Genomic DNA, 21,294 nt, shown 5'->3' with positions numbered 1-21,294 from the left:
AATCAACTACGTCGGCTTCGCCTGCCGCCAACATACAAGCGATTATCCTGTTGTTCGATCGGACCTTCGGTAGCTTCTTCGAGCACGATTTCCAGGAACCCCTCGCCTTCCTTATTGGCTCGTTCGACAAAATGGCTCACTATCGCCGCCGCCATGGTGTCCACCCGGTATCCACTGCGATTGGCTGCCGCCGTAAAGGCCGAATGGTATAGCCCCAACAGCAATTCCGGGCCGACCTCCGTATGAGTCAGGCAATTGAACGAGGCTTTCCCCACCAGAACCGTGACACTGGGCGCGGCGCGTTCAACGCCCGCCCGCGACCGGTGGCCGCGTAGCGTATTCCCGATCAAGGCGTGATAGAAGATTTCGCCGTCGTAAAGCTGCCGCAGCCCTTCCAGCTGCTCGCCGAGCCGCCGCCCGTCGCCGCCCTTCGCGGAACCTGTCTTGCTCTTGATTTGATGGAACTTGAATTTGTCGCCGGCAGCATACGGTGGCTGTAGCACATCGGCGCCAGGGAAGGGATTCAGGACCGGGTCCAGCGTCTCCTGGTCTTTCCCGCGCGGTTCGGGAACCCTCACGTTACCGCGCATTTGTCCAATGACATCTTCGTGCAAATGCCCCATGAGTCCCTCGACCATCATCAGGGCTTTATGGGCGACGGTCGCCTCCACGGTTTGTTCGATGTCGCCGCCGAACATCAAGGTTTGTGTGGCAGCAAGGATGAACGGGTCGAGAACGTCCCCTGGATTTCTTCCGCATAAGATGTCGGCCGGCGTTCTTGGAAACCCGGCAACGATCTCCTGCACTTTTGTGAGGACCGCTTCGACGGTAGCGTCCGGCTGTTCAAAGGCAGTAAGCAAACGAACCCGCTCGGCAAGCGCCGCGCAGTGGTGACCCACCATTTGCTCCGGAACATTGCTTTGCAGCAGATGACTCCGGATGTAGTTTTTCAGATCCCGCGATCGCAGATTGGTAATCGACGTTACCGGTTGATCTCTCAGCGCAGGCGGTGGCGCGATCGTTAATCGGGCATCTTCAAGTACGCGCATGAAGAATTCGAGCGCGTTGGGAAAAGTACGCGACAACAAATTCCCTTGCGCACGTTCGATCTGCGACTTGAGTACGGGATTTATCCTCTGCGCTTGATGCTCCGAATCGATAAACTGAATCATTCTTCCTCTAACATTGGCGATGTTTGTTTTTTGGAGACTTTATTTCTTGCGCTAGCCTTGAGGCGCGCCTGCGCCGATGCGAGTTGAATCGAGACGCCAAAGCTCGTTGCGCTCTGGCTTTCCGCGATGTCAGCCTGCAGGATGGAACGTCCTATGGCACACCCGAGGTCGACGGGAACCGCGTTCCCGATTTGCTTGTATCGTGCCGCCATCGAGCCCGTAATCTGCCAATCATCCGCAAAGCCCTGGATTCTGGCGCACTCGTTGGTTGACAGCGGGCGCGTGACGGACGGGTGGCAAAGAGCGGAAGCTTTTCTGTTTGCCGCGCCGGTAATCGTGGGCGCTGGCGAGGCCCAGGACAAGCGCCGGTAAAACCCGGTCTTGCCGCCGCCGGCGTCAAACGATTTGCCCATCGCCTCGCGCTGAAGATCAAGCGGCAGGCTTCTCCAGTTGCCGCCCTCTGGTACCTGCGCAAAGTAGCGGGCCACATCCGCCGTGTATTCCGAATGCGCGCCGGGATTGTTTTCAAGGTCGGCAATCGCGTCGCGCAGGGTCTTGAACGCATGAACCCGGCCAGGTCCATGGGTAGCGGCCGGAATCGGTGGCGCCGAGAATTCCTCCCGTGCTCCCAGCATCACAAACCGCAGTCGGTGCTGTGCCGAACCAAAATCGGCGGCATCAAGCACTGCCAAATTGATCCGGTATCCGATCGACATGTAGTCGTCCAGAATCTGCTTGATCGCCGATCCGGCCATCTCCTCAGGCTCGAGCGGCGCCGCTCCATCGGCGTGTTCGCCGTTCTTCGTCTTGTATTGGCTGAGATTCCAGCCTTTGCCGGGGCGCTCCGCGATGGGGCGATGCTTCAACGCCGCCGTGACAATATTTGCAACGTTCTCGAAAACAAAGTATCGCGGGCGCACTTCCGAGATGAGGCGCATGTACTCGTAAATGAGGTTGCCCCTCGGATCGGAAAGACCCGCCCGATTCCCGCCCGACGAGAAGCTCTGGCAGGGCGGCCCGCCGACCATCAAGAAAACTTCATCTTCAAAGCCGCCCCGCATTTCTCGCAGCTTTTGCGCGTTCAATTGATGGACCGAACCTTCGAACAACGTCAGCTCCGGTCGGTTTGCGCGTATAGTCTTGCAACAATTACCATCAAGCTCGACAGCAAGCGTGGGATGCAGTCCGGCGCGCTCCAGGCCTAAGTCCAGCCCCATTGCCCCGCTAAAGAATGACCAGATTTCCCGTCCAGAAGACGTTTGTTGAGTATTACGATGTGCTTTCATGCTGCGGATTATCTCATGTGGCGCCATGCCCGCAGTGTGCTATCTGCCATCCGGCAACACCGCCGTTCTCTGCGCCGATCCGGCCTGACGGCGGGCCCGCGCCTACTCGTAGCCGGAGGCCAGGCGCTGCCATTCAGCATCGTCCTTGAGCTGCCGGATCACCGGCGCGATCTGCTCGTAGACCGCAGCCTTGGCGCGCGGCACCAGGAACCGGCGCTCGGTCAGGCTGGATGACAGCTCATGCAGCTGGAATTTATCCGCCGCCAGCGCATGCACCTTCATGTAGTAGCGCACCACCGACTGCGCGGCAACCACGCTATCCACCCGCCCCACCCGCAGCTTCTCCAGATTGTGCTCGTCGCTGGGAGCGTCGTTGCGGACCAGGCCTTGCCGGCGTATCCACCCGTCCAGCTCCGGATAGCTGTAGCCGAGCACCAGGCCGACCGTGCGGCCGGCCAGCGCGCCGGGCCTGGACGGACTGAACGCCTGGCCCGCCGGCAGCACGATCACGTACCGGTCTGAGCCGAAGGCGGCCGTCCACAGGTATTTTTTCTCGGCCGCGTCGTTGAACCAGTGCGGCATCATGCCGATGACGATGCCGTCCAGTTCATTCCGCTCCACTTGCAGCTGCAAGCGCTTGCGCGGCAGATATACCAATTTGAAACTCAGCTGACCCAACTTTTTGCGGTTCAGGTAATCCACCAGGTCGGAATAGATGCCGCCGCCGCCGACCACCACCAGGGGCGCGACCCGGGCGCTGGTGTAGACATTGACGACCTCGCCCCGCGCCGCTCCGTGGAACACGCCAATGCACAACATGGTCAGTGTCATCAGGAACTTTCTCATGCTTGCAATATAGCACGGGGGGATGGCGGCGCCGGCGGCGCTATCTTCGTTTCAGGACTGGGCGAACGCCAGGAAGTCGGCGTTGAACTGGTCCTTGTGCGTATCGGTCAGGCCGTGCGGCGCGCCGGCGTAGATGATCAGCTTGGCCTGCTTGACGATGGCGGCCGAGGCCTTGCCGGCGGCGGCTATCGGTACGATCTGGTCGTCGTCGCCGTGGATGATCAGGGTCGGCTTGTCGAATTTCTTCAGATCGTCGCGGAAATCGGTTTCCGAGAAGGCCTTGATCGAATCATAGGTGTTCTTGTGGCCGGCCTGCATGCCTTGCGCATACCAGGCCTGGATGATGCCCTGCGACGGCTTGGCGCCCGGACGGTTGTAGCCGTAGAACGGCCCCGAGGCGATATCCAGATACAGCTGCGCGCGGTTGGCGACCGAGGCGGCGCGGATGCCGTCGAACACTTCCATCGGCAAGCCGCCGGGGTTGGTCTCGGTTTTGAGCATCAGCGGCGGCACGGCCGAGATCAGGCCCAGCTTGGCGATGCGTCCGGTGCCGTGGCGGCCCACATACCGCGCCACCTCGCCGCCACCGGTCGAGAAGCCGGCCAGGATGACGTTGTTCAGGTCCAGCGCCTCGATCAGCTGGGCCAGGTCGTCGGCGTAGTGGTCCATGTCGTTGCCGTCCCAAGGCTGGCTGGAGCGGCCGTGGCCGCGGCGGTCGTGAGTGATGACGCGGAAACCATTGTTGGCCAGATGGAAGGCCGCCGATTCCCAGCTGTCGGCGTTCAGCGGCCAGCCGTGGCTCAGCACGACAGGCTGGCCGCCGCGTGGGCCCCAGTCCTTGTAGTAGATCTCGACGCCGTCGCGGGTGGTGATGGTGCTGGTGGTTTGCGTTACGTTTTGCATGATTTTCTTCCTTTTAGTCGATATATGGAGTTGAGGTGTTGTGCTACAGTTCCCGGCAAGTTTGGCCTTGCGATGGGATGAATCTTAGGCCCGCCATCGCGTTTGCGGAACAGACAGCCCTGCAAGGTGACTTTGCAAAAATGCAGGCCGCCACCACGAACCGACCCCACCCATGCCATCAAGTACCGAATTCGACTGGAACGACATCCCGCTGATCCTGGCGCTGGCCCGCAGCGGCAGCATGAGCGCCACCGGCCGCCAGCTGGGCGTGGATGCGTCGACCATCAGCCGCCGCATCGCGGCCGCCGAGAAATCGCTGAAGCTGCGCCTGTTCATCCGCGATAACACTGGCTACCAGCTGACCGACGCCGGCCAGGTCTTCGTGGCGCACGGCGAGGCGGTGTACGGCAACGTCCAGAGCATGCTGCAGGCCTCGACCCAGGAGGCCGACGCCACAGCCGGCCCGGTCAACATCACCTCGATCGACTTCCTGTTCGACTACTGGCTGCTGGAGCACGTTCCCGCCCTGCACGCCCAGCATCCGCACCTGCAACTGACGCTGCAGGCGGAAAACCAGAACCTGTCCTTCACCCGCCGCGAGGCCGACTTCGCCCTGCGCCTGGGCCAGCCGGGCGAGGACGCGGCGCTGGTGATGCGCAAGCTGGGCGACCTGGGCTTCGCCGTCTACGGCCACGCCAGCTTCGCCGGCATCCCGCGCGAGCGCTGGGGCGAGCAGCCATGGATCGCCTACGACGACGCGCTGGCCGGCACCGCCGAAATGCGATGGCTGGGACAGATGTCGCCGCGCATCGTGCTCAAGGTGAACAGCCTGAGCACGATGGTGCGCGCCTGCCGCGCCGGCGTCGGCATGGCGCTGCTGCCTTGCATCATGGGCCAGCACGAGGGCCTGGTGCGCATCGGCGAGGGCGTCGAGGTGCTGCGCGACATCTGGCTGCTCAGCCATCGCGACGCCGGCTCCATCGCCCGCTTCAAGACTGTCTCCGCCTGGCTGTCGCAGCTCTACGCCGGCAACCAGCAGTTGTTGTGCGGTGCAGCTTTAAACCGCTAATCCGCATTCTGGCCCCCCGTTTTTGCAGTTCGTCACATCCCGGTGGATGTGCAGATGGCCCTTGTCTATAGTTCACTCAACGCAAGACAAAACGCAGTGAAACCAACCACCCAAGGAGCTCAAAATGAACATCGCTAAAAACATGGAAGCCATCTTCGTAGCCGCAATCGTCGTCGCCAGCGCCACCTCGTTCGCCACCGCAGCCGTACCGGCCCTGCACGCAGCAGCCCCCGTGGCAGCAGTGGCCGCCAAGGCCGACACCAGCAAGATGCAGGTAGTGACCGTCAGCGCCAAGCGCCTGACCGCCGCCGAAAAAGCAGCCCTGTAATTCACGCCGGACGACGGAGCGCATGATGAAAAAATTTCTGAAGGCTGCGATGCTGGCCACGGTACTGAGCAGCGGCGCCCACGCCGCGCTGGCCGCCGATGTGATCAGCGAAAACCGCAGCGTCGATGCGCGCGCCGTCAATATCGACCTCGATGGCGTCATCAGCCTCAAGGTCCGGCAAGGTCCAGTCGCGTCGCTGACTCTATACGGAGAGGCTGACGCGCTGAAAAAAGTGACGGTGGAGCAGACGGGCGATACCCTGCACATCGGCACACACAAGATCCGCAGCTTCAGCTTTGGCAACAAGCAGGAACTGCGGGCGGAACTGACGCTGCCGAATCTGCACCAGGTGGTGTCGGGCGGCGTCGGTTCCACGGAAGTGAACGGCTTCAACGGCGACAAGCTTCGCCTGGCGTTGGATGGCGCGGGCGCGGTCAAGGTCAACGCGCAGTACCGCAACGTCGACGTCAGGCTGGGCGGCGTGGGCAGCATGACCGTCAACGCCGGCAACAGCGACAGCATCGACCTGAACCTGAGCGGCGCCGGCCACATTGAAATGACGGGCCAGACCAGGCAGCTGCACGCCAGCCTTGGCGGCGTGGGCGGCCTCGATGCGCAGCAGCTGCGCGCCGACGCGGTCGACGTCGATATGTCGGGACTGGGCAGCGCGTCGGTGTATGCGAAGACCAGCGCCAACATGAAGTTATCCGGCATGGGTTCGGCCAAGGTGTACGGCAACCCGGCCAGCAGGAACGCCAGCGCCCGCGGCATGGGCAGCATCAGCTGGCAGTAAGGAATGCGGTAGTCCGCAGCAGGAAACACATGGGTGTGTTTTTACCGTCCGCGAGGGTACTCCTCCCGGACGGCTTTTTTTATTTCAGATAGCGGGCCTGCGCGCTGTCGCGGCCCAGCACGATGCGCATGTCGGCGTAAGCCTGCTTGCCGCTTTGCGCCTGCAACGGCAAGCCAAGCCGCTGCCCCAGCGCCTGCGCCAGCAGCTGCTGGTCGCGCTGATATTCGATGCGGCTGATCGACACCACGAACGGCTTCACATTGCTCAGGCGCGTGGCCTTGATGCCTTCCGCGTCCAGCGCGCGCGCCAGCCGCGCTGCCGCCCCGGCCACGCCGTTGCCGTTGCTGATCTCCAGCCTGACGCCATGCGTTTCGGCCAGCGCCTCCTCGCCGGCGGCGACGCGCAGCACCTCCACCAGCGCCGCGCCGACCTGCCGTACCTCCGTGCGCGGCATCGAGGCATCGACCGTGGCCGCGGCCTGCGCCGCGCCCTCCTTCATCAGCGCATAGTCGTGCCGCACGTCGTGCGCGCGCAGCGAGGCGGCTTGCCTGAACATGGTCGCCGCGCGTTCGCGCTCGCCGCCGGCCTCCAGCGCCGCGCCCAGCTGCTCCCACCTCGACGCGCTGGTCGGCTCCTGCAGGCAGGCCTGCCCGAGTGCCGCGATGGCGGCGGCCTGCGGGTCCACCTCCGGCACCGGCGCGGGTGTCATGCCGCTGCACGCCATCAGTAACGCGCCGGTGCATGCGGCGCCCAGGGTACGTTTCATCATCGCCTCCTATTTTCCCATCATGGTTGGCAGCATCCGGAAAATCTGGATGCCGGCGGGGCCGATCAGCACCAGCATCAACGTCGGGAAGATGCAGAAGATCAGCGGGAACAGCAGCTTCAATGAGATCTTGGCGGCGGCTTCCTCGGCGATCATGCTGCGCTTGGCGCGCAGATTGTCCGAGTGGACCCGCAACGATTCGCCCATGCTGGTGCCGAAGCGCTCCGACTGGATCAGCATCGCCACCAGCGTGTCGACGTCCTCAACGCCGCTGCGCAAGGCCAGGTTGCGCAAGGCCTTCTCCTTGGTGAAGCCGGCGCGCATCTCCATCAGCGCCAGTTGCAGCTCCTGCGCCAGCGCCACGCTCTTGATGTGGATTTCGCCGGCCACCTTGGCCATCGCGCGCTCCAGGCTCAGGCCCGCCTCCACGCAGACGGTCAGCAGGTCCAGCGCATCCGGGAAGTTCTCGAAGATTTCGCGGCAGCGGTTGGCGGCCATGCGCGACAGGACCAGGTTCGGCAAGTAATAGCCAATGGCCGCCGTCATCAGCAGCAGGTAGACGAAGCCCTTGTTCAGCGCATTCTCCAGCGTGGCGGCGCCCAGCAACGCCAGCAGCGACGGTAGCCCCAGCGACAGCAGCGTCTTGGCGGCGAAGTACAGCGACGGCGCCGACGCGCTGCGCCAGCCGGCGTTCATGAAGCGGGTGCGCAGCGGCGAACGTTCCCAGCCATCCTCCGGCAGCGACAACCGCGAGAACGGCTGCGCCGCATGCGCCACCTTCTCCACCCAGCCGCCATCCACCGGCGCCGACGATTCGGCCGGGTCCACGAACCCGGTGAGCCGCTCGCGTATCGGCACCGACGAAAAGCCCAGCAGCGCCACCAGCGCCACGCCCACCACCACCACGAAGACGATCACGAGGAAGACGATCTGCCGGATATCCATGCCGCGCCCCTCACACCCGTATGCGTATCAGCTTGCGCATCCACAGCACGCCGCCCGCCGCCATCGCCAGCGTGTACCACGTCAGCGTGATCCCGGCCGGATCGGTCCACAGCACCCGCACGTAGGCCGGATTGACCACCATCATCAGCGCCAGCACGCATAGCGGCAGCAGGCCCAGTATCCACGCCGACATCCGGCCCTCGGCCGACATCACGCGCACCTGCGCGATCAGGCGCAGGCGGGCGCGTATCAGGCGGCTGATGTTGCCCAGGACTTCGGCCAGATTGCCGCCCGACTCGCGCTGTATCAGCACCGCGATCACCAGGTAGCGCAGGTCGGTGAGCGGCACGCGCATCGCCATGTTGTGCAAGGCTTCGTTCATCGGCACGCCATAGTTGATCTCCTCGTAGGCGAACTTGAATTCGCCGGCGATCGGCTCGGGCAGTTCTTCGCCCACCATCTGCATGACGTTGGCGAAGGAGTGGCCGGCGCGCAGCGCCCTGCCGAGGAAATCCGCAGCCTCCGGTAGCTGCTGCTCCAGCTTGCGCAGACGCGCGCGGCGCGCGCGCATCAGCAGCCCCCAGGGCAGCGAGACGATCAGCGCCGTCATCACGGCACCCGCCAGCAGCGGCACGTTCAACATGGCCGGCAGCAGCAGGCCGGGCACCAGCAACGCCAGCACGCAGGCGATGAACTGCGCCACCGACCAGCGCACGCCCGCCTGCAACAGCAGCCGGTCCAGCGCCGCCAGGCGGCCGATGCGGCGCAGGACTTTTTCCAGCGCCGGATTGCTGCTGTAGCAGCGCTGCTTGAGGATGTCGATCCGCTCGCCGCCGCGCTCCCCGCGCGCCGCCATCAGCCGCAGGCGCTTGGCGATGCGCCGCGCGCCCCTGCCGTGCGCGCCCGACCACCACAGCCACCCACCCTCGATCAACAGGATCACGGCGGCGAACAGCAGCACCTCGAAGGCGGTAAAGATCCCGTCCATGCCGCTACTCGTAGATCTTGTCGGGATCGAACACAGTGTCGGCCACCGGCACGCCGAACATGCGCAGGCGGTCGGCGAAGCGCGGGCGCACGCCGGTGGCGGAGAAGCGGCCCAGCACCTTGCCGTTGGCATCCACGCCCTTTTGCTCGTAGCGGAATATCTCGTGCATGGCGATCACGTCGCCTTCCATGCCGGTGATCTCCTGCAGGCTGACCAGCTTGCGCGTGCCGTCGGTCAGCCGCGACACCTGCATTACCACCGTGATGGCGGAGCATATCTGCTGCCGCGTGGCGCGCGGCGTCAGATTCAGGCCGGTCATGCCCACCATGTTCTCCAGCCGCGACAAGGCGTCGCGCGGGGTGTTCGAGTGGATGGTGGCCAGCGAGCCCTCATGGCCGGTATTCATCGCCTGCAGCATGTCCAGCGCCTCCGGCCCGCGCACCTCGCCGAGGATGATGCGGTCGGGCCGCATGCGTAGCGCGTTGCGCACCAGCGAGCGCTGATTGACCTCGCCCTTGCCTTCGATGTTGGGCGGGCGGGTCTCCAACCGCACCACATGCGGCTGGCGCATCTGCAGCTCCGCCGCGTCCTCGATGGTGACGATGCGTTCCGCCGCCGGGATGAAGCCGGACAGCACGTTGAGCATGGTGGTCTTGCCGCTGCCGGTGCCGCCGGAGATCAGGATGTTGACTTTGGCCTGGCCCAGCGCCTTGAGCACCTCCATCATCGGCGGCGTCAGGCTGCGGTAGTCGAGCAGGTTCTGCACCGTCAGCGGCGTGACGGCGAAGCGCCGTATCGACAGGATGGGGCCATCGATCGCCAGCGGAGGAATGATGGCGTTCACGCGCGAGCCATCCGGCAACCGCGCGTCGACCATCGGGCTCGATTCGTCCACGCGGCGGCCCACGCGCGAGACGATCTTCTCGATGATCTTCATCAGGTGCGCATTGTCGTTGAAGGTCACCTCGGTCAGCTCCAGCCGGCCGGCGCGTTCCACGTAGACCTGGGCGCAGGTGTTGACCAGGATGTCGGACACGCCGGGGTCGGCCAGCAGCGGCTCCAGCGGCCCGAAGCCAAGCATCTCATGCTGGATGTCGAGCACCAGGCTATGCCGCTCGTGCTGATTGAGCACGATGCGCTCCTCCTCGATGATGCGCTGGACCAGCAGCGCCAGCTCGTGCTTGAACTGCTCGGGCGTGAGCCGCTTCAGGCGTTCCAGGTCGATACGGTCGAGTATCGTCTGGTGCATGCTCTTCTTCAGTTCCTGATACGCGGCCGCCGCCAGTCCGGGCGGGCCGTTGACGCCGTGGCGGTGGTCGTCCGGGGCAGCCAGCCGTTCGCGTAAGCTCATGTCATCCTCCGCTGTCTTGGTCAGTCGTTGTCGTTGCGGCCGAACAGGCGGTCGAACAGGCCCTTGCTCTCCGAGACCCGCCGCGCCGTCACCAGTTCCACCAGCTCGGCGAGGCTGCGCGCCACCGCGCTGCTGCGCGACAGTTGCAGCACCGGTATGCCCTGGTTGACCGAGTCGGTGGCCGACAGATAATCGTTCGGCACCGTGTGCACCACGTCCGCGCCCAGCGCCTGTTCCAGGTCGATCAGGCGCAGCTTGCCGCCCTTCTCGTAGCGGTTGACGATCAGCCGGATACGCTCGCTCGGATAGCCCAGCGAGCGGAAGATGTCCAGCAGGCGGCGGCCGTCGCGGATATCCGGCAGCGCCAGTTGCAGCACCGGGTGGATCACGTCCGCCTGGTCCAGCGCGCGCAGCGAGATGGCGTCGATCTGGCGGCCGACATCGAGCACGATGAAGTCGTAGTGCTGGCGCGCCACGCGCAGGATGGCGTCCATGTGCTCCGGCTTCATGTCGACCGCGTGATTGGGATCGTCGGCCGCCGCCAGCACGCCGAAGTTCGACGCCACATGCACCAGGCAGGAGTCGAGGAAGGCGCCGTCCATGCGGCTGATCTGCGCGCAGATGTCGGACAGCGTCATCCCCGGCTTCTGGTCCGAAACATACAGTGTGGCGTCGCCGAACTGGCCGTGCAGGTCGATCAGCAGCACCTTCTTGTCGGCCAGCGCAGCCAGCGCGTAGCCGAAGTTGGTCGACAAAAAAGTCGCGCCGCTGCCGCCCTTGCAGGAGATGAAGGCCTGCACCTTGCCGTCGCGGGTCTGGCTCACGCCCGCCGCCAGCTCGATGCGGCTCATCGACTCGTGGAAGGCGCTGTGCACCAGCGGCAGCTGCAGCACCTCGCGCATGCCGGCGCGCATGGCGCGGATCAGCAGGTCCTGCTGCGGCTCCCGCGCCAGCAGCATGAAGGTCGACGACGGATACAGCTTGCTCAACCGCTCGACCAGTTCCGCCTCGTCCGGCGCGACGTCGCTGGCGTCGAGGATCACCAGTTCCGGCGTCTCCGGCAGCTGGCGTTCGACCGCGTCGCGCAGGCCGTTGCGCGACGCCACCAGCTGCACGGCGGGCATGCGCGCGGAGCCCTGCGCGGCGACTTCGGCGTGCAGCAGGCTGTCCTTGCTGATCATCAGTGCTTTCATAATCGTTCCTCGCTTAATCTGCGCCGCTACTTGGCGCCGCTGACGCCGATGGTGAATGCGGACGGCTGCGCCGGCGGTTCGCTGCTGGCCTTCTGATACCGTTCGTAGGCCGCGTGCGCGGCTCGGCCGTCCATGCCGGCGACCGGGTCGCGGTTGCGGCCCGCGTCCGCATCGACGACCTGCTGCGCCAGCGTGACGCGGGCGGCGTCGCCGAAGCGCCGGTCCCATTCCGGCGTTGTGGGCGCAAGCCGCAGGGCGCAAGAGGCCAGCATGCATGCCAGCGGCAGGCTAAGTAGGTATCGCATCGTCGTATCCCGTCTATTTGTGGTCGGTGCTGGCGGGCGGCGGCCCCTGCATGCGCCCTTCGAGGAAGAGCTGGGCGCGGCTCGGCGTGGTCACGTCGTCGGTCGGCAGCTTGTAGTTCGGCGGCAGCGGCTTGACCAGGTGCGGCGTGACGACGAACAGCAGTTCGGTGCGGTCCTGCTGGAAGTCGGTGCTGCGGAACAGGGCCCCCAGCACCGGCAGCTCGCCCAGCACCGGCAGGCCGCGGATGTTGGTGGTCTGGTTGTTGCTGATCAGGCCACCGATGGCGAAGCTCTGGCCGTCGAACAGTTCGACCGTGGTGGCGGCGCGGCGCGTGGTGATCAGGGGCAGGATGGCGCCGCCCGAGAAGCCGGCCGCCGAGATGCCTATCCCTTCGCGCGACAGCTCCGACACTTCCGGCGCCACGCGCAGGTTGATGCGGCCGCCGGCCAGCACGGTGGGCGTGAAGTGCAGGCCGACGCCGAACTCCTTTTCCTCCAGCGTGATCTTGTTGTTGTCCTGCGCGACCGGCACGAAGATTTTTCCGCCCGCAAGGAAGCTGCCTTCCTGGCCGCTGATCGCCATCACCGTCGGCTCGGCCAGGACGCGCACCAGGCCATCCTGCTTGTCGGCGGCGATGCTCACATGGTTGCCCGTGGCCTTGCCGACGCTGAGCAGACTTTTCAACGTCCCGCTGATGAAGCTCGACGCCAGCGTGGTGCCCCAGCTGCCGCCGCCAAAGCCCATGGAGACGCCTGCCTCCAGCTTGTCCAGCAACGTCTTGGAGACCTCGGCGATCTTCACCTCCAACATCACCTGCTGCGGCGCGCCGACGTTGAGGAAGTTGACGATGCGCGTGGCGCCCGCAACGGCGGCAGCCGCCGGCGCCTGCGGCGCGGCCGGTGCCGCAGGCGCGGCGCCGCCGGCCGCGCCGCCCTTGTCGCCCTTGGCCGTCTCCAGCGCCTGCGCCGGGCGCCGCACGAACGCGGAGGCCAGCTCCAGCACGCGCGCCGCCGTCGGCGCATCGTCGACCGTGCCGCTGATGACCAGCGTATCGCCGGCCGCGCTGACGTGAATGTCCTTCTGCTCCGGCATCAACGCGGCCAAGGCGTTCTGCAGCGCGACGGGATCGATGCCGACCACCACCTCGATCACGTTGCACATGCCGCTGCGTCCCTGCACGATCATATTGCTGCTGCCGATGTCGGCGCCGACCACGTACAGCGTGTCGGGCGCCACCAGCATCGCCTGCAGCACGGCCGGATTGCCGACACTGCGCGCCTGCACCGCTTCCGGCATGCGCATCAACGTCGACTTGCCAAGGGCGAGCGTCAGGCTGCCCGGCGTGGCCGCCTGACCGCTGCAGCGCAGGCCCACCGATTCGCGGGTCGCTCCGTCCGGAGCCGCGCGCGCGGCGGCACTGGACAGGGCCGCCGCCGGACGGGCCAGGAGCCCCGGCAGGTCGGCGCTGCCGCTCGTGGCGGCGGCTGCCGGCCACTGGCCCGCCATCGCCAGCATCAGTGCCGCGCGTTGTAGTGTCTTCATGGCGGGCTCACAGGCATTCCTGCATGCGCTGCATGCCGGCGATCACGCCGATGCAAGGACGGCTGCGCGGCGCGGCCTGCGCCAGTTGAGCGCGCGGCTTGGGCGTGGCTGCGGGCTGCTCCGCCAGCGCCGCCGCGGGCGGCCTGGCAATACCCAGCAGGGTGGTCTTGGTGGCGCCGTCGGTCACGCCGGGACGCGGATCGACCTGGTTGCGCAGCACCAGCGACAGCGTGCCGACGCAGCGCGCCAGGTCGATGTTCTCGGCCTGCGCCGGCGTCACCTCCAGCGTCACGGCGTTGACCACGCGCGGCTTGGTCTCGTCGCGCCCCACTTCCTGCGCCACGGCCAGCACCAGTATCCGCTCCAGCACGATCTTGGAGATGGCGTTCTCGTTGCCAGTGGCGGCGGCCTGTGTGTTGACGATGATGTCGACAAAATTTCCCGGCAGCGCAAAACCTGCCACGCCCACCACGTCGTTGACCCGCACGGTGATGGCGCGCTTGCCTTCCGAGATCAACGCCGACAGGCCACCCAGCGTGCCGGCCGGCGCCAGCTTGGCCTCGCTCAAAGGCTCGTCGCGCAGCACGCTGGTTTTCAACACACGCCCGGCCAGCTTGGCGCCGTCGCGGATGGCGCCGCGCGGCAGGCTGTCGGCCGGCCAGTCGATCGCCTTGAGCATCTCCGGCGTCAGGCGCTGGCCCAGGCTCACATCGGTGGCGGCGACGATGATCTTGTTGGCCGACGCGGGCGTCTGGCGCAGCAGCCAACGCGAGGCCAGCACCACCGCCACCAGCCCCAGTACGATAGCCAGTGCCATCATCATCAGTGCGCGCCGGTTGTTCATGCGGCCTGCCCATGTGCCGGCGCGCTGGCGGCGAACATGCTGATCCAGGCCTGCTCCAGCGTCTCCACGGACAAGCGCGCCGGCTCGCCGAGGAAGCCGGCGAAATCGTTGATGCGGCCGACGATCTCGCGCGGATAGCAAGCCAGCAGCGGCAGGCCGCTGCCCGCGTGCAGCTCGTCGATCAGGTGGCGCAGCGCCGCTTCGTCGAACGTTACGCCCGCGCTGACGCACTGCTGGCGAAACAAGGTGCGGTAGTTGGCCGCGTCCAGCGGCCCGACCGGAATCTTGTAGCCGATGCGGCGCAGCGCCGAGGCGTCGAGCAGCGCTTCCGGCGCCAGGCTGGTGGCGAACACCAGCTGCATACGGCATGGCACGCTGAAGTGGAAGCCGCCGACCAGCGCCAGCTGGCTGCGCTCCAGTTCCCGCGCCTGCGAGAAGCGGTTCAGCAGATCGGTGGCGGCCATGCGCTGGCGGCCCAGGTCATCGACGATCAGCAGGCCGTTGTTGGCCTTGAGCTGGGGCGGCGAGCGATAGCAGCCGTTGTGGCTGTCCGGTTGCAGCTCCAGCATGTCGGCGCTCAGGTCCGCGTCCAGCGCCACCACGGGCCGCTGGCACAGCACCCAGCGCGGATCGCTGCTGCGGCGTTCCTGCGCGGGCCGCAGCTGGCGCAGATGCTGGGGTGACGGCGCGCGGTGCAGCAGCGCGTCGTAGACCTGGATGATCTCCTGCCCCACCACCAGCGCGTGCGGCACCGCGATCACGCCCTGCAGCAGGCTGCCCAGCCGGCGCGCCAGCACCGACTTGCCGCTGCCGGACGGGCCATGCAGCAGCACCGTGCGGCCGGCGTACATGGCCGCGCCCAGCATGCGCTGCACGGCGGGACTGAGGAAGTCGTCGGCGAATTCGGCGGCCAGTTCGTCGGCGCACAGCTGCGGCGCCTGGACCGCCTGGCGTTCGACCACGGCACGGTAGGCCTCCAGCGTCACCGGCGCGGGGCCGATGTAGGGGCAGCGGTCCATCCACGCGCTGGCGCGCAGGCGGCCGGCGGAGGTCAGCTGATACTGCACGTCGATGTCCGACTCGCCGCGCCAGGCCACTTCGGCCACATGTTCGGCCACCATGAACTCCAGCGCTTCGCGCAGCACGTTGATCGACAGGTGCAGCCGCGTGGTCAGCACCGGCAAATGGATCTTGCCGCCGACCAGGATGGCCTTGGCGATCAGTTCGACGATCATCTGCTGCGTCAAGCCGGTGTCGCGCACCGATTTTGGCTGTACCGGCAGCACCGCGGCGGGGTCGGCATGGATGGCGGAGGTAGGCGTTTCTACGGCGAGCATGACGATCTCCAGCGGTGGAATTAGTTACGTTGAGGAATCAAGTCTATCGGCCCGCGCTTTGTGGATATTGACGCGCAGCAAAGTCGCGGCAGGCGGGCGCTTAGCGATGTGCAAGTGCCACAATCGCCATCGTGGCCAGCGCGATGGCCAGGCCGTAGGGGATGCCGCCCACGCTGGCGCCAGGCGCCAGCGGCACCGCCTGCAGCGGCACGCCCAGGCTGCGCAGCAGCAGCGGCTTGCAGATCGTCGCCACATTGCGCCAGCCGTCGCGCCAGCGGCCGTTAAACATCAGCATCAGCAAGCCCATCACGCCGCCGATCAGCGAGGCCAGCATCGCCACCTTCAGCGCCATCAGCGGGCCGACGAAACTGCCGACCATGGCCATCAGCTTGACGTCGCCGGCGGCCATGCCGCGCAACAGATACAGCGGCAGGAATAAAAAAAAGCCGGCCAAGGTGCCGGCCATCCAGTGCGTCAGGGGCGCCCAGTGCAGGCCGCCCAGCAGGTGCAACATCAGCGCCAGCAGCAGGCCGCTGAGCACCAGCACGTTCGGTATCTTGCGCAGGGCCAGGTCGGTCACGGCCGCCTGCGCCACCAGGCAGATCAAGATCACTTCGATCGCAGTCGTCATGACGGGTTCTCCAGCGTAAGGCTTTCCAGCCAGACTGCGGCTGGAAAGCCGGGTGGTTACGGCACGTTGATCTTGGCCGCGATGTTGGTGAAAGCGTCGAGCAGTGGTTGCTTCAACAAGGCGAAGGCGGCGCTGACCGCCGTCACCATCACCGCCGCGATCAAGCCGTATTCAATGGCCGTGATCCCGTCCTCGTCGTGGGCGAACACCTTTGCTGCTGCAATAAGCGAGTTCATGATTTACTCCCGGATGAAGTCAAAAAAAGTACCCCTGGCGCGGGTTGGCGGACTGCTCGATCGCCGCTCCCTTGCCATTAAGGACTACTATACGGATCAGAGTTTTCCGAGAGTTGACGTGACGCAAGTTTTCCGTGTGGCATTATTTTTATGGGTTTGATGAAAATCTGCGCACGGGACACACTTCACGGCTGGCTTATGTCAAACTGCATCAGTTTCCCGGCAGGTAAGCTGGAAGGGGTTACCCAGCTGTCGGAAAAAGGTCGCATTCAGATGCAAGGAAAGTTTTTTTTCGCACACATGAATTGCCTTGATTGCAAAAAGCTATTATCCTGCTTAGCTGTTCTTTGGAAAGGCCCCGTGTTGCAGCTTCACTGTGCGCCTGACTATCAAAGAGATTGGCTTGATAGGCGTGAACGAAACGTGGCTAGACACAAGGTTGTGTGATTATTTTCCAGAGAAGAAAATGGATTCCCTACTGAAACACATGGTGGACATGACCGGCCACCGCGATCACACGATGCTCGACATCTCCGTGATCTCGGCGGTGCAGGAGCTTGCCCGCGCCGCCCAGGCCCGCGTACTGACGCTGGCCACAGTCAGGGGCAAGATTTTCGTCCGTCCGCGCGCCATTATCTGCGCCGGCGAGGCTGCGCGCATGGTCGACAGCTCGGACTTGCACAATCCCGGCGAACCCATCGAGAACTTCCCCGCCCTGGCCCAATGCATCGCCAACCACGAATCGGGCGCCGACGTCGCCAACGAGGCGGGCGAACACACGCTGTGGCTGCCGATCTGGCTGGGCGACAAGGCCGACACCTGCCTGGAGATCGTCAACCCCACCCCGTACACCAGCGACACCATCCACGTCATCGGCGGCATCGTCAGCGTCTACCGCAACTTCCAGAATCTGCTGGACTACAGCGAACGCGATTCGCTGACCGGCCTGCTCAACCGCAAGACCTTTGACGACCAATTGGCCAAGATGCTGGCCGCCAGCACCGAACAGGATTCCGTCACACTGCCGGGCGAACCGGAGCGCCGCAGCCACCACGAGCAGGAAAAGCAATGGCTGGCCGTGGTGGATGTCGACCATTTCAAGCACGTTAACGACCGTTTCGGCCATTTATACGGCGATGAGGTGCTGATCCTGATCGCCAACCTGCTCACCTCCTCGTTCCGCGCGCAAGACCGCGTGTTCCGTTTCGGCGGCGAGGAATTCGTCGTGCTGCTGCGTTCGACCACGCTGGACAACGCCAAGAAGATCATCGACCGCTTCCGCATGAACGTGGCGTCGCATGATTTCCCGCAAGTGGGCAAGGTGACGGTGAGCGTGGGCTTTGTCAGCATCAGCGCGCTGGAGGCGCCGGTGATCATCCTGGGTCACGCCGACCAGGCGCTGTACTACGCCAAGAGCCACGGCCGCAATCTGGCCTGCCATTACGACGAGCTGGTCGACGGCGGCCTGCTGCAAACGATCGAATCCAACGATACCGCCGAGTTCTTCTAAGCCGACCTTTAAGCCAGGGTCAGGAAGCGCATCGGGTCGACATTCCACTTGCTGGGCGATTCATGGCCGACGATCTTGTCGCCGCCGCCAAACCCCAGCCCGCGCGACAAATCGACAGTCTCCGGCTTGATGTAGAGATTTTTCTTGGTGTTGAAAAACACATTCACCTTGGGCGCCAATAAATTGGTCTCGTGTGGTTCAATTACCACACCAAGGCGTCCCGACTCCAGCATCACCATGGTGCCGACCGGATAGATTCCCACGCAACGCATGAATTCCTGCGCGTACTTCGGATTGAAGTGGAATTTGCTCCATTCATAAATCTTGCGCAAGGCGGCGGCCGCCGACATGCCCTTGTGATAGCAGCGATCCGCCGTAATGGCATCGTACACGTCGACAATCGCCGCCATCTGCGCCAATTCGCTGATTTCATCGCCCGCCTGCTTGTTCGGGTAGCCGCTGCCGTCGCGTCGTTCGTGGTGGTGCAGCGTGATATCCAGCGGGATCGGGCCGACCTCGGGCGACTGCAGCAGGATGTTGTAACCGTCCTGAGGATGGCGCTTGATGATGGCGAATTCCTCGTCCGTCAGAGGGCCGGGCTTGTTCAGGATGGCGTCCGGCACCAGGGCCTTGCCGGTGTCGTGCAGCAAGCCGCCCAGGCCCGCCTGGTGGGTGGTCTCGGCGTCGATGCCGCGCGAGCGGCAGAAGGCAACCAACAGCGTACAGACGCTAACGGAGTGCAAAAAGGTGTAATCGTCCTTGTTCTTGATCCGCAGCAAACCGACCAGCGCGCCGGGATTGCGCAAGATGGATTCGGTGATATTCTGTACCACCGGCTGCACCTGATCGAGTTCGATGGCCTTGCCCAGGCGCGCATCCTTCATCACGGTGCGCACCAGCGTCGATGCCTGGTGGCGGATCTGTACTGCGCGCTGCATTTCCTCGCCCAGCGAAACGCGGGTGACGACCGGCGCCTTGGCGACGATTTCCACGATTTCGCGTTCGGTCGCCGCCTGCGCTTCGTCGACCGTGGGCGCGTCCTGCACGTCCAGGCCTTTGTCGTTGTCTATGACAACGTCATGGATGCCGGCGTTGACGATCTTGCGGATTTCATCCTCGCTGGTCAGCAAAAAGCGGTTGCGGACAAACGGGTGGGTCATCCAGTCGCAACTCAGATCATGGATGTACATGCCCACTTTTAGCTGGGACGAGTCGACTTTCTTTAACATACTGGTACCCACTTTGAAGAGGCTGGAAACAGCGGAAAGGGCTGATGCCAGTATAACAAATAGTTTCCTGTCAGGATCAGATTTACAGGTGCTACCATTTGTTTGTCTAGGTTAACAGTGCTCACACTATATGGAATTACGTCAACTTCGTTACTTTGTAGCTATAGTAGACCACGGTTCGCTGTCGCGGGCGGCGGTCGTGCTACATGTTGCGCAACCGGCACTAACCCAACAGTTGCGGCAACTGGAGGAGGAGTTGGGCGTGCAGTTATTACATCGCTCCGCCCAGGGCGTGCTCAGCACGGACGCCGGCAAGATCTTCTACGAACATGCGCAAGCCATCCTCAAGCAGGTGGCGGACGCCCGCTCGGCCGTGGCGCAGTCGGCCGAGCGCCCCAGCGGCAGCGTCACGCTGGGGCTGCCGCACAGCATTTCCGGCGCGCTGGCGCTGCCGCTGCTGACGGCCGCGCGCGCCCAATACCCCGAAATCACCCTGCAGCTGACGGAAGAGCTGACCGGCAATCTGAGCGACCAGCTCAAGTCCGGCCGCGTCAACCTGGCCGTGCTGTTCGACGACGGCCAACTTGCCCAGTTCGCCACGACGCCGCTGGCGGAAGAAGAACTGCAATTCATCTGTCGCGCCGACACCACCTACGCGCAAGGTGAGCAAGCGCTCACACTAACCCAGGCGCTGAACACCACACTGATCCTGCCCGGCCTGCAGCATGGCGTACGGCCGCGCATCGAAAGCGTGGCGCGCCAGGCCGGGCTCACGCTCGGCAATGTGATCGAGATCAACTCCATCGCCATCCTCAAGTCCGCCATCCTGGCCGACATGGGCGCGACCATCCTGCCGTCGGCGCCTGTCCTGGACGAGCTGCAACGCGGCGCCATGCGCGCCCACCGCATCCACAGCCCGTCGATTTCGCGCACGGTGGTGTTATGCGCGTCCAAGAACATTCCACTGACCAACGCGGCGGCGGCGGTCAGCCGGCTGGTGCAACAGGTCAGCGCCGACCTGAGCGCCTCGGGTGCCTGGCCTGGAGCCAAGAGTGCATCACGGGAAGGGTAATTTCCAAAATGCAATACAATATGGGATTGTCGAAAGGATATCCCATGTTATTCCGCATGACCGCAATACTGCTTTGCTTGTTCTGCGCAAGCGTGCAAGCCGCCTCGTTGTCGCTAGCTCGGCCTTTTTTTGAGTTGGTTGAGAAAAATATCACAGAACCGATCGCACTCAACGATATCGACGTCGCCGTACCCACCACCCAGGCGCAATGTGCGGTCGAATACAGGCAGGGCCTCTTTGGCAAGCCCGTGTCGAGCAGCAATGAAAAATTGTTGCAATCGTGGATCTGCATCAGCTTCGAAGCGGCCGCAGCCGATCCATCCCAGCAGTTGGCCTTCCATCCGATTTACCTCGACGCCTATCCGGCCGAAGCGGCCTCCGTGTCCGCAACGGTCGCCCACCTTGGTGATCGCGCAGGAAGCCGGCGTTATGTCGCATTGGTTGAGTGGCGCATCGACAACATGCGGGCTGCGGCCTCCCCCTGCGGCTTCGCGTGCACCAGCCACATGAACGTGCCCATGGAAATCGCGCTGTTTGACCGCCAGTCCGGCAAAACCGTCTGGCACGCTCTTCTGCTGAACCAAAATAGCTACTCGAGCACAAAATACGACGACGCGGAAGCCGCCAGCCTGGGCCCCAGAGCCATCACCGCCGCGCTGACCCAAATGATTGTTGCCGAGAAAACGCGCAGTGAAGCCCAGGCCATCGGCGCCACGCAAGTGGCTGCGCTGCTAACGGACACACCGCCAACGCTCGATCCGGCGGTCAACCTGGTCCTCATCAACGACGATCGCCAGGGGCCGCGCAACGAAGACTATTTGTACGACAGGCCGTCCAGCTTCATCGTGAAGCGGCTGGACGACCAAAGCGGTGCGAAGTCCGCCTATTACTTTCCGTCCTACCACGGCTTTATCGCATTAAAGCTGGCGCCCGGGGAATATGAAGTG

General features: G+C 64.4%; 22 protein-coding genes. 6 read left to right on the top strand and 16 right to left on the bottom strand.

Annotated features, from left to right (window positions below):
- Window positions 1-2: 2 nt before the first annotated feature.
- From AC07WS_RS02975 to AC07WS_RS02960, 4 genes are all read right to left on the bottom strand, one after another.
- A complete protein-coding gene (locus tag AC07WS_RS02975; RefSeq protein ID WP_494727647.1) occupies window positions 3-1,172 on the bottom strand; it encodes a hypothetical protein in 1,170 nt (389 codons plus the stop codon).
- Window positions 1,169-2,458 carry a DNA cytosine methyltransferase gene (locus AC07WS_RS02970; protein WP_494727646.1) on the bottom strand — a complete coding sequence of 430 codons (1,290 nt, stop codon included), beginning with the start codon at window positions 2,456-2,458 and terminating at the stop codon, window positions 1,169-1,171. The genes AC07WS_RS02975 and AC07WS_RS02970 overlap by 4 nt, the downstream gene beginning before the upstream one ends.
- Before the next feature lie 102 nt (window positions 2,459-2,560).
- Complete coding sequence (locus tag AC07WS_RS02965) at window positions 2,561-3,289, bottom strand: substrate-binding periplasmic protein (protein WP_494727645.1); 729 nt, start codon at window positions 3,287-3,289, stop codon at window positions 2,561-2,563.
- A gap of 66 nt (window positions 3,290-3,355) precedes the next feature.
- Window positions 3,356-4,207 (bottom strand): alpha/beta fold hydrolase, encoded by an 852-nt coding sequence (locus AC07WS_RS02960; RefSeq protein WP_494727644.1) that lies wholly within the window; start codon window positions 4,205-4,207, stop codon window positions 3,356-3,358.
- Window positions 4,208-4,379: 172 nt separating this feature from the next.
- On the opposite strand from AC07WS_RS02960, the gene AC07WS_RS02955 reads away from it, so the two are divergent.
- The 3 genes from AC07WS_RS02955 (at window position 4,380) to AC07WS_RS02945 (ending at window position 6,397) form a co-directional block, all read left to right on the top strand.
- The gene (locus AC07WS_RS02955; protein WP_494727643.1) at window positions 4,380-5,276 is read left to right on the top strand and encodes a LysR family transcriptional regulator; all 897 of its coding nucleotides are present in this window, start codon (window positions 4,380-4,382) and stop codon (window positions 5,274-5,276) included.
- Window positions 5,277-5,400: 124 nt separating this feature from the next.
- Window positions 5,401-5,604 (top strand): hypothetical protein, encoded by a 204-nt coding sequence (locus tag AC07WS_RS02950; RefSeq protein ID WP_161097369.1) that lies wholly within the window; start codon window positions 5,401-5,403, stop codon window positions 5,602-5,604.
- Window positions 5,605-5,629: 25 nt separating this feature from the next.
- The gene (locus tag AC07WS_RS02945) at window positions 5,630-6,397 is read left to right on the top strand and encodes a GIN domain-containing protein (protein WP_494727642.1); all 768 of its coding nucleotides are present in this window, start codon (window positions 5,630-5,632) and stop codon (window positions 6,395-6,397) included.
- Window positions 6,398-6,476: 79 nt separating this feature from the next.
- Here AC07WS_RS02945 and AC07WS_RS02940 read toward each other — a convergent pair whose 3' ends face one another.
- The 11 genes from AC07WS_RS02940 to AC07WS_RS02890 form a co-directional block, all read right to left on the bottom strand.
- Window positions 6,477-7,163: a LytR C-terminal domain-containing protein gene (locus tag AC07WS_RS02940; protein WP_494727641.1), complete on the bottom strand. Its 687-nt coding sequence runs from the start codon at window positions 7,161-7,163 to the stop codon at window positions 6,477-6,479.
- Window positions 7,164-7,172: 9 nt separating this feature from the next.
- Window positions 7,173-8,108 (bottom strand): type II secretion system F family protein, encoded by a 936-nt coding sequence (locus tag AC07WS_RS02935; RefSeq protein WP_494727640.1) that lies wholly within the window; start codon window positions 8,106-8,108, stop codon window positions 7,173-7,175.
- A gap of 10 nt (window positions 8,109-8,118) precedes the next feature.
- A complete protein-coding gene (locus AC07WS_RS02930) occupies window positions 8,119-9,096 on the bottom strand; it encodes a type II secretion system F family protein (protein WP_494727639.1) in 978 nt (325 codons plus the stop codon).
- A 4-nt stretch (window positions 9,097-9,100) separates the two neighbouring features.
- Window positions 9,101-10,447 carry a TadA family conjugal transfer-associated ATPase gene (locus tag AC07WS_RS02925; protein WP_494727638.1) on the bottom strand — a complete coding sequence of 449 codons (1,347 nt, stop codon included), beginning with the start codon at window positions 10,445-10,447 and terminating at the stop codon, window positions 9,101-9,103.
- Between the two features lie 20 nt (window positions 10,448-10,467).
- A complete protein-coding gene (locus AC07WS_RS02920; RefSeq protein ID WP_494727637.1) occupies window positions 10,468-11,640 on the bottom strand; it encodes a CpaE/TadZ family protein in 1,173 nt (390 codons plus the stop codon).
- A 26-nt stretch (window positions 11,641-11,666) separates the two neighbouring features.
- Complete coding sequence (locus tag AC07WS_RS02915) at window positions 11,667-11,945, bottom strand: hypothetical protein (RefSeq protein ID WP_494727636.1); 279 nt, start codon at window positions 11,943-11,945, stop codon at window positions 11,667-11,669.
- 13 nt (window positions 11,946-11,958) lie between these two features.
- The gene (locus AC07WS_RS02910) at window positions 11,959-13,488 is read right to left on the bottom strand and encodes a type II and III secretion system protein family protein (protein WP_494727635.1); all 1,530 of its coding nucleotides are present in this window, start codon (window positions 13,486-13,488) and stop codon (window positions 11,959-11,961) included.
- A 7-nt stretch (window positions 13,489-13,495) separates the two neighbouring features.
- On the bottom strand, window positions 13,496-14,332 hold the full coding sequence (gene cpaB, locus AC07WS_RS02905; RefSeq protein WP_494727634.1) for a Flp pilus assembly protein CpaB: 837 nt from the start codon (window positions 14,330-14,332) through the stop codon (window positions 13,496-13,498).
- Window positions 14,329-15,669, bottom strand: a complete 1,341-nt coding sequence (locus tag AC07WS_RS02900; RefSeq protein ID WP_494727633.1) for an ATP-binding protein — start codon at window positions 15,667-15,669, stop codon at window positions 14,329-14,331. The genes cpaB and AC07WS_RS02900 overlap by 4 nt, the downstream gene beginning before the upstream one ends.
- Window positions 15,670-15,769: 100 nt before the next feature.
- Window positions 15,770-16,300 (bottom strand): A24 family peptidase, encoded by a 531-nt coding sequence (locus AC07WS_RS02895; protein ID WP_494727632.1) that lies wholly within the window; start codon window positions 16,298-16,300, stop codon window positions 15,770-15,772.
- A gap of 56 nt (window positions 16,301-16,356) precedes the next feature.
- A complete protein-coding gene (locus AC07WS_RS02890; RefSeq protein WP_494727631.1) occupies window positions 16,357-16,536 on the bottom strand; it encodes a Flp family type IVb pilin in 180 nt (59 codons plus the stop codon).
- A 466-nt stretch (window positions 16,537-17,002) separates the two neighbouring features.
- Here AC07WS_RS02890 and AC07WS_RS02885 point away from each other — a divergent pair, with 466 nt between their 5' ends.
- A complete protein-coding gene (locus tag AC07WS_RS02885; protein WP_494727630.1) occupies window positions 17,003-18,046 on the top strand; it encodes a GGDEF domain-containing protein in 1,044 nt (347 codons plus the stop codon).
- Window positions 18,047-18,054: 8 nt separating this feature from the next.
- Here the strand turns inward: AC07WS_RS02885 and AC07WS_RS02880 are convergent, their stop codons facing one another.
- A complete protein-coding gene (locus AC07WS_RS02880) occupies window positions 18,055-19,275 on the bottom strand; it encodes an HD-GYP domain-containing protein (protein WP_494727629.1) in 1,221 nt (406 codons plus the stop codon).
- Window positions 19,276-19,405: 130 nt separating this feature from the next.
- On the opposite strand from AC07WS_RS02880, the gene AC07WS_RS02875 reads away from it, so the two are divergent.
- Together AC07WS_RS02875 and AC07WS_RS02870 are read left to right on the top strand one after the other, a co-directional pair.
- Entirely contained in the window at window positions 19,406-20,347 is a 942-nt protein-coding gene (locus tag AC07WS_RS02875) for a LysR substrate-binding domain-containing protein (protein ID WP_494727628.1), read from the top strand.
- A 44-nt stretch (window positions 20,348-20,391) separates the two neighbouring features.
- A partial coding sequence (locus AC07WS_RS02870; RefSeq protein ID WP_494727627.1) for a hypothetical protein occupies window positions 20,392-21,294 on the top strand: 903 nt, incomplete at its 3' end.

It is taken from the genome of Duganella sp. GW821-FHT01E12 (assembly GCF_059422325.1).
This window is presented reverse-complemented; position numbering and strand designations above follow the sequence as displayed.

What these genes read in the sequence shown, in the direction of transcription:
- AC07WS_RS02975 (WP_494727647.1), bottom strand. Translation starts at nt 1,172, where the DNA reads ATGATTCAGTTTATCGATTCGGAGCATCAAGCGCAGAGGATAAATCCC.
- AC07WS_RS02970 (WP_494727646.1), bottom strand. Translation starts at nt 2,458, where the DNA reads ATGAAAGCACATCGTAATACTCAACAAACGTCTTCTGGACGGGAAATC.
- AC07WS_RS02965 (WP_494727645.1), bottom strand. Translation starts at nt 3,289, where the DNA reads ATGACACTGACCATGTTGTGCATTGGCGTGTTCCACGGAGCGGCGCGG.
- AC07WS_RS02960 (WP_494727644.1), bottom strand. Translation starts at nt 4,207, where the DNA reads ATGCAAAACGTAACGCAAACCACCAGCACCATCACCACCCGCGACGGC.
- AC07WS_RS02955 (WP_494727643.1), top strand. Translation starts at nt 4,380, where the DNA reads ATGCCATCAAGTACCGAATTCGACTGGAACGACATCCCGCTGATCCTG.
- AC07WS_RS02950 (WP_161097369.1), top strand. Translation starts at nt 5,401, where the DNA reads ATGAACATCGCTAAAAACATGGAAGCCATCTTCGTAGCCGCAATCGTC.
- AC07WS_RS02945 (WP_494727642.1), top strand. Translation starts at nt 5,630, where the DNA reads ATGAAAAAATTTCTGAAGGCTGCGATGCTGGCCACGGTACTGAGCAGC.
- AC07WS_RS02940 (WP_494727641.1), bottom strand. Translation starts at nt 7,163, where the DNA reads ATGAAACGTACCCTGGGCGCCGCATGCACCGGCGCGTTACTGATGGCG.
- AC07WS_RS02935 (WP_494727640.1), bottom strand. Translation starts at nt 8,108, where the DNA reads ATGGATATCCGGCAGATCGTCTTCCTCGTGATCGTCTTCGTGGTGGTG.
- AC07WS_RS02930 (WP_494727639.1), bottom strand. Translation starts at nt 9,096, where the DNA reads ATGGACGGGATCTTTACCGCCTTCGAGGTGCTGCTGTTCGCCGCCGTG.
- AC07WS_RS02925 (WP_494727638.1), bottom strand. Translation starts at nt 10,447, where the DNA reads ATGAGCTTACGCGAACGGCTGGCTGCCCCGGACGACCACCGCCACGGC.
- AC07WS_RS02920 (WP_494727637.1), bottom strand. Translation starts at nt 11,640, where the DNA reads ATGAAAGCACTGATGATCAGCAAGGACAGCCTGCTGCACGCCGAAGTC.
- AC07WS_RS02915 (WP_494727636.1), bottom strand. Translation starts at nt 11,945, where the DNA reads ATGCGATACCTACTTAGCCTGCCGCTGGCATGCATGCTGGCCTCTTGC.
- AC07WS_RS02910 (WP_494727635.1), bottom strand. Translation starts at nt 13,488, where the DNA reads ATGAAGACACTACAACGCGCGGCACTGATGCTGGCGATGGCGGGCCAG.
- cpaB (WP_494727634.1), bottom strand. Translation starts at nt 14,332, where the DNA reads ATGAACAACCGGCGCGCACTGATGATGATGGCACTGGCTATCGTACTG.
- AC07WS_RS02900 (WP_494727633.1), bottom strand. Translation starts at nt 15,669, where the DNA reads ATGCTCGCCGTAGAAACGCCTACCTCCGCCATCCATGCCGACCCCGCC.
- AC07WS_RS02895 (WP_494727632.1), bottom strand. Translation starts at nt 16,300, where the DNA reads ATGACGACTGCGATCGAAGTGATCTTGATCTGCCTGGTGGCGCAGGCG.
- AC07WS_RS02890 (WP_494727631.1), bottom strand. Translation starts at nt 16,536, where the DNA reads ATGAACTCGCTTATTGCAGCAGCAAAGGTGTTCGCCCACGACGAGGAC.
- AC07WS_RS02885 (WP_494727630.1), top strand. Translation starts at nt 17,003, where the DNA reads ATGGATTCCCTACTGAAACACATGGTGGACATGACCGGCCACCGCGAT.
- AC07WS_RS02880 (WP_494727629.1), bottom strand. Translation starts at nt 19,275, where the DNA reads ATGTTAAAGAAAGTCGACTCGTCCCAGCTAAAAGTGGGCATGTACATC.
- AC07WS_RS02875 (WP_494727628.1), top strand. Translation starts at nt 19,406, where the DNA reads ATGGAATTACGTCAACTTCGTTACTTTGTAGCTATAGTAGACCACGGT.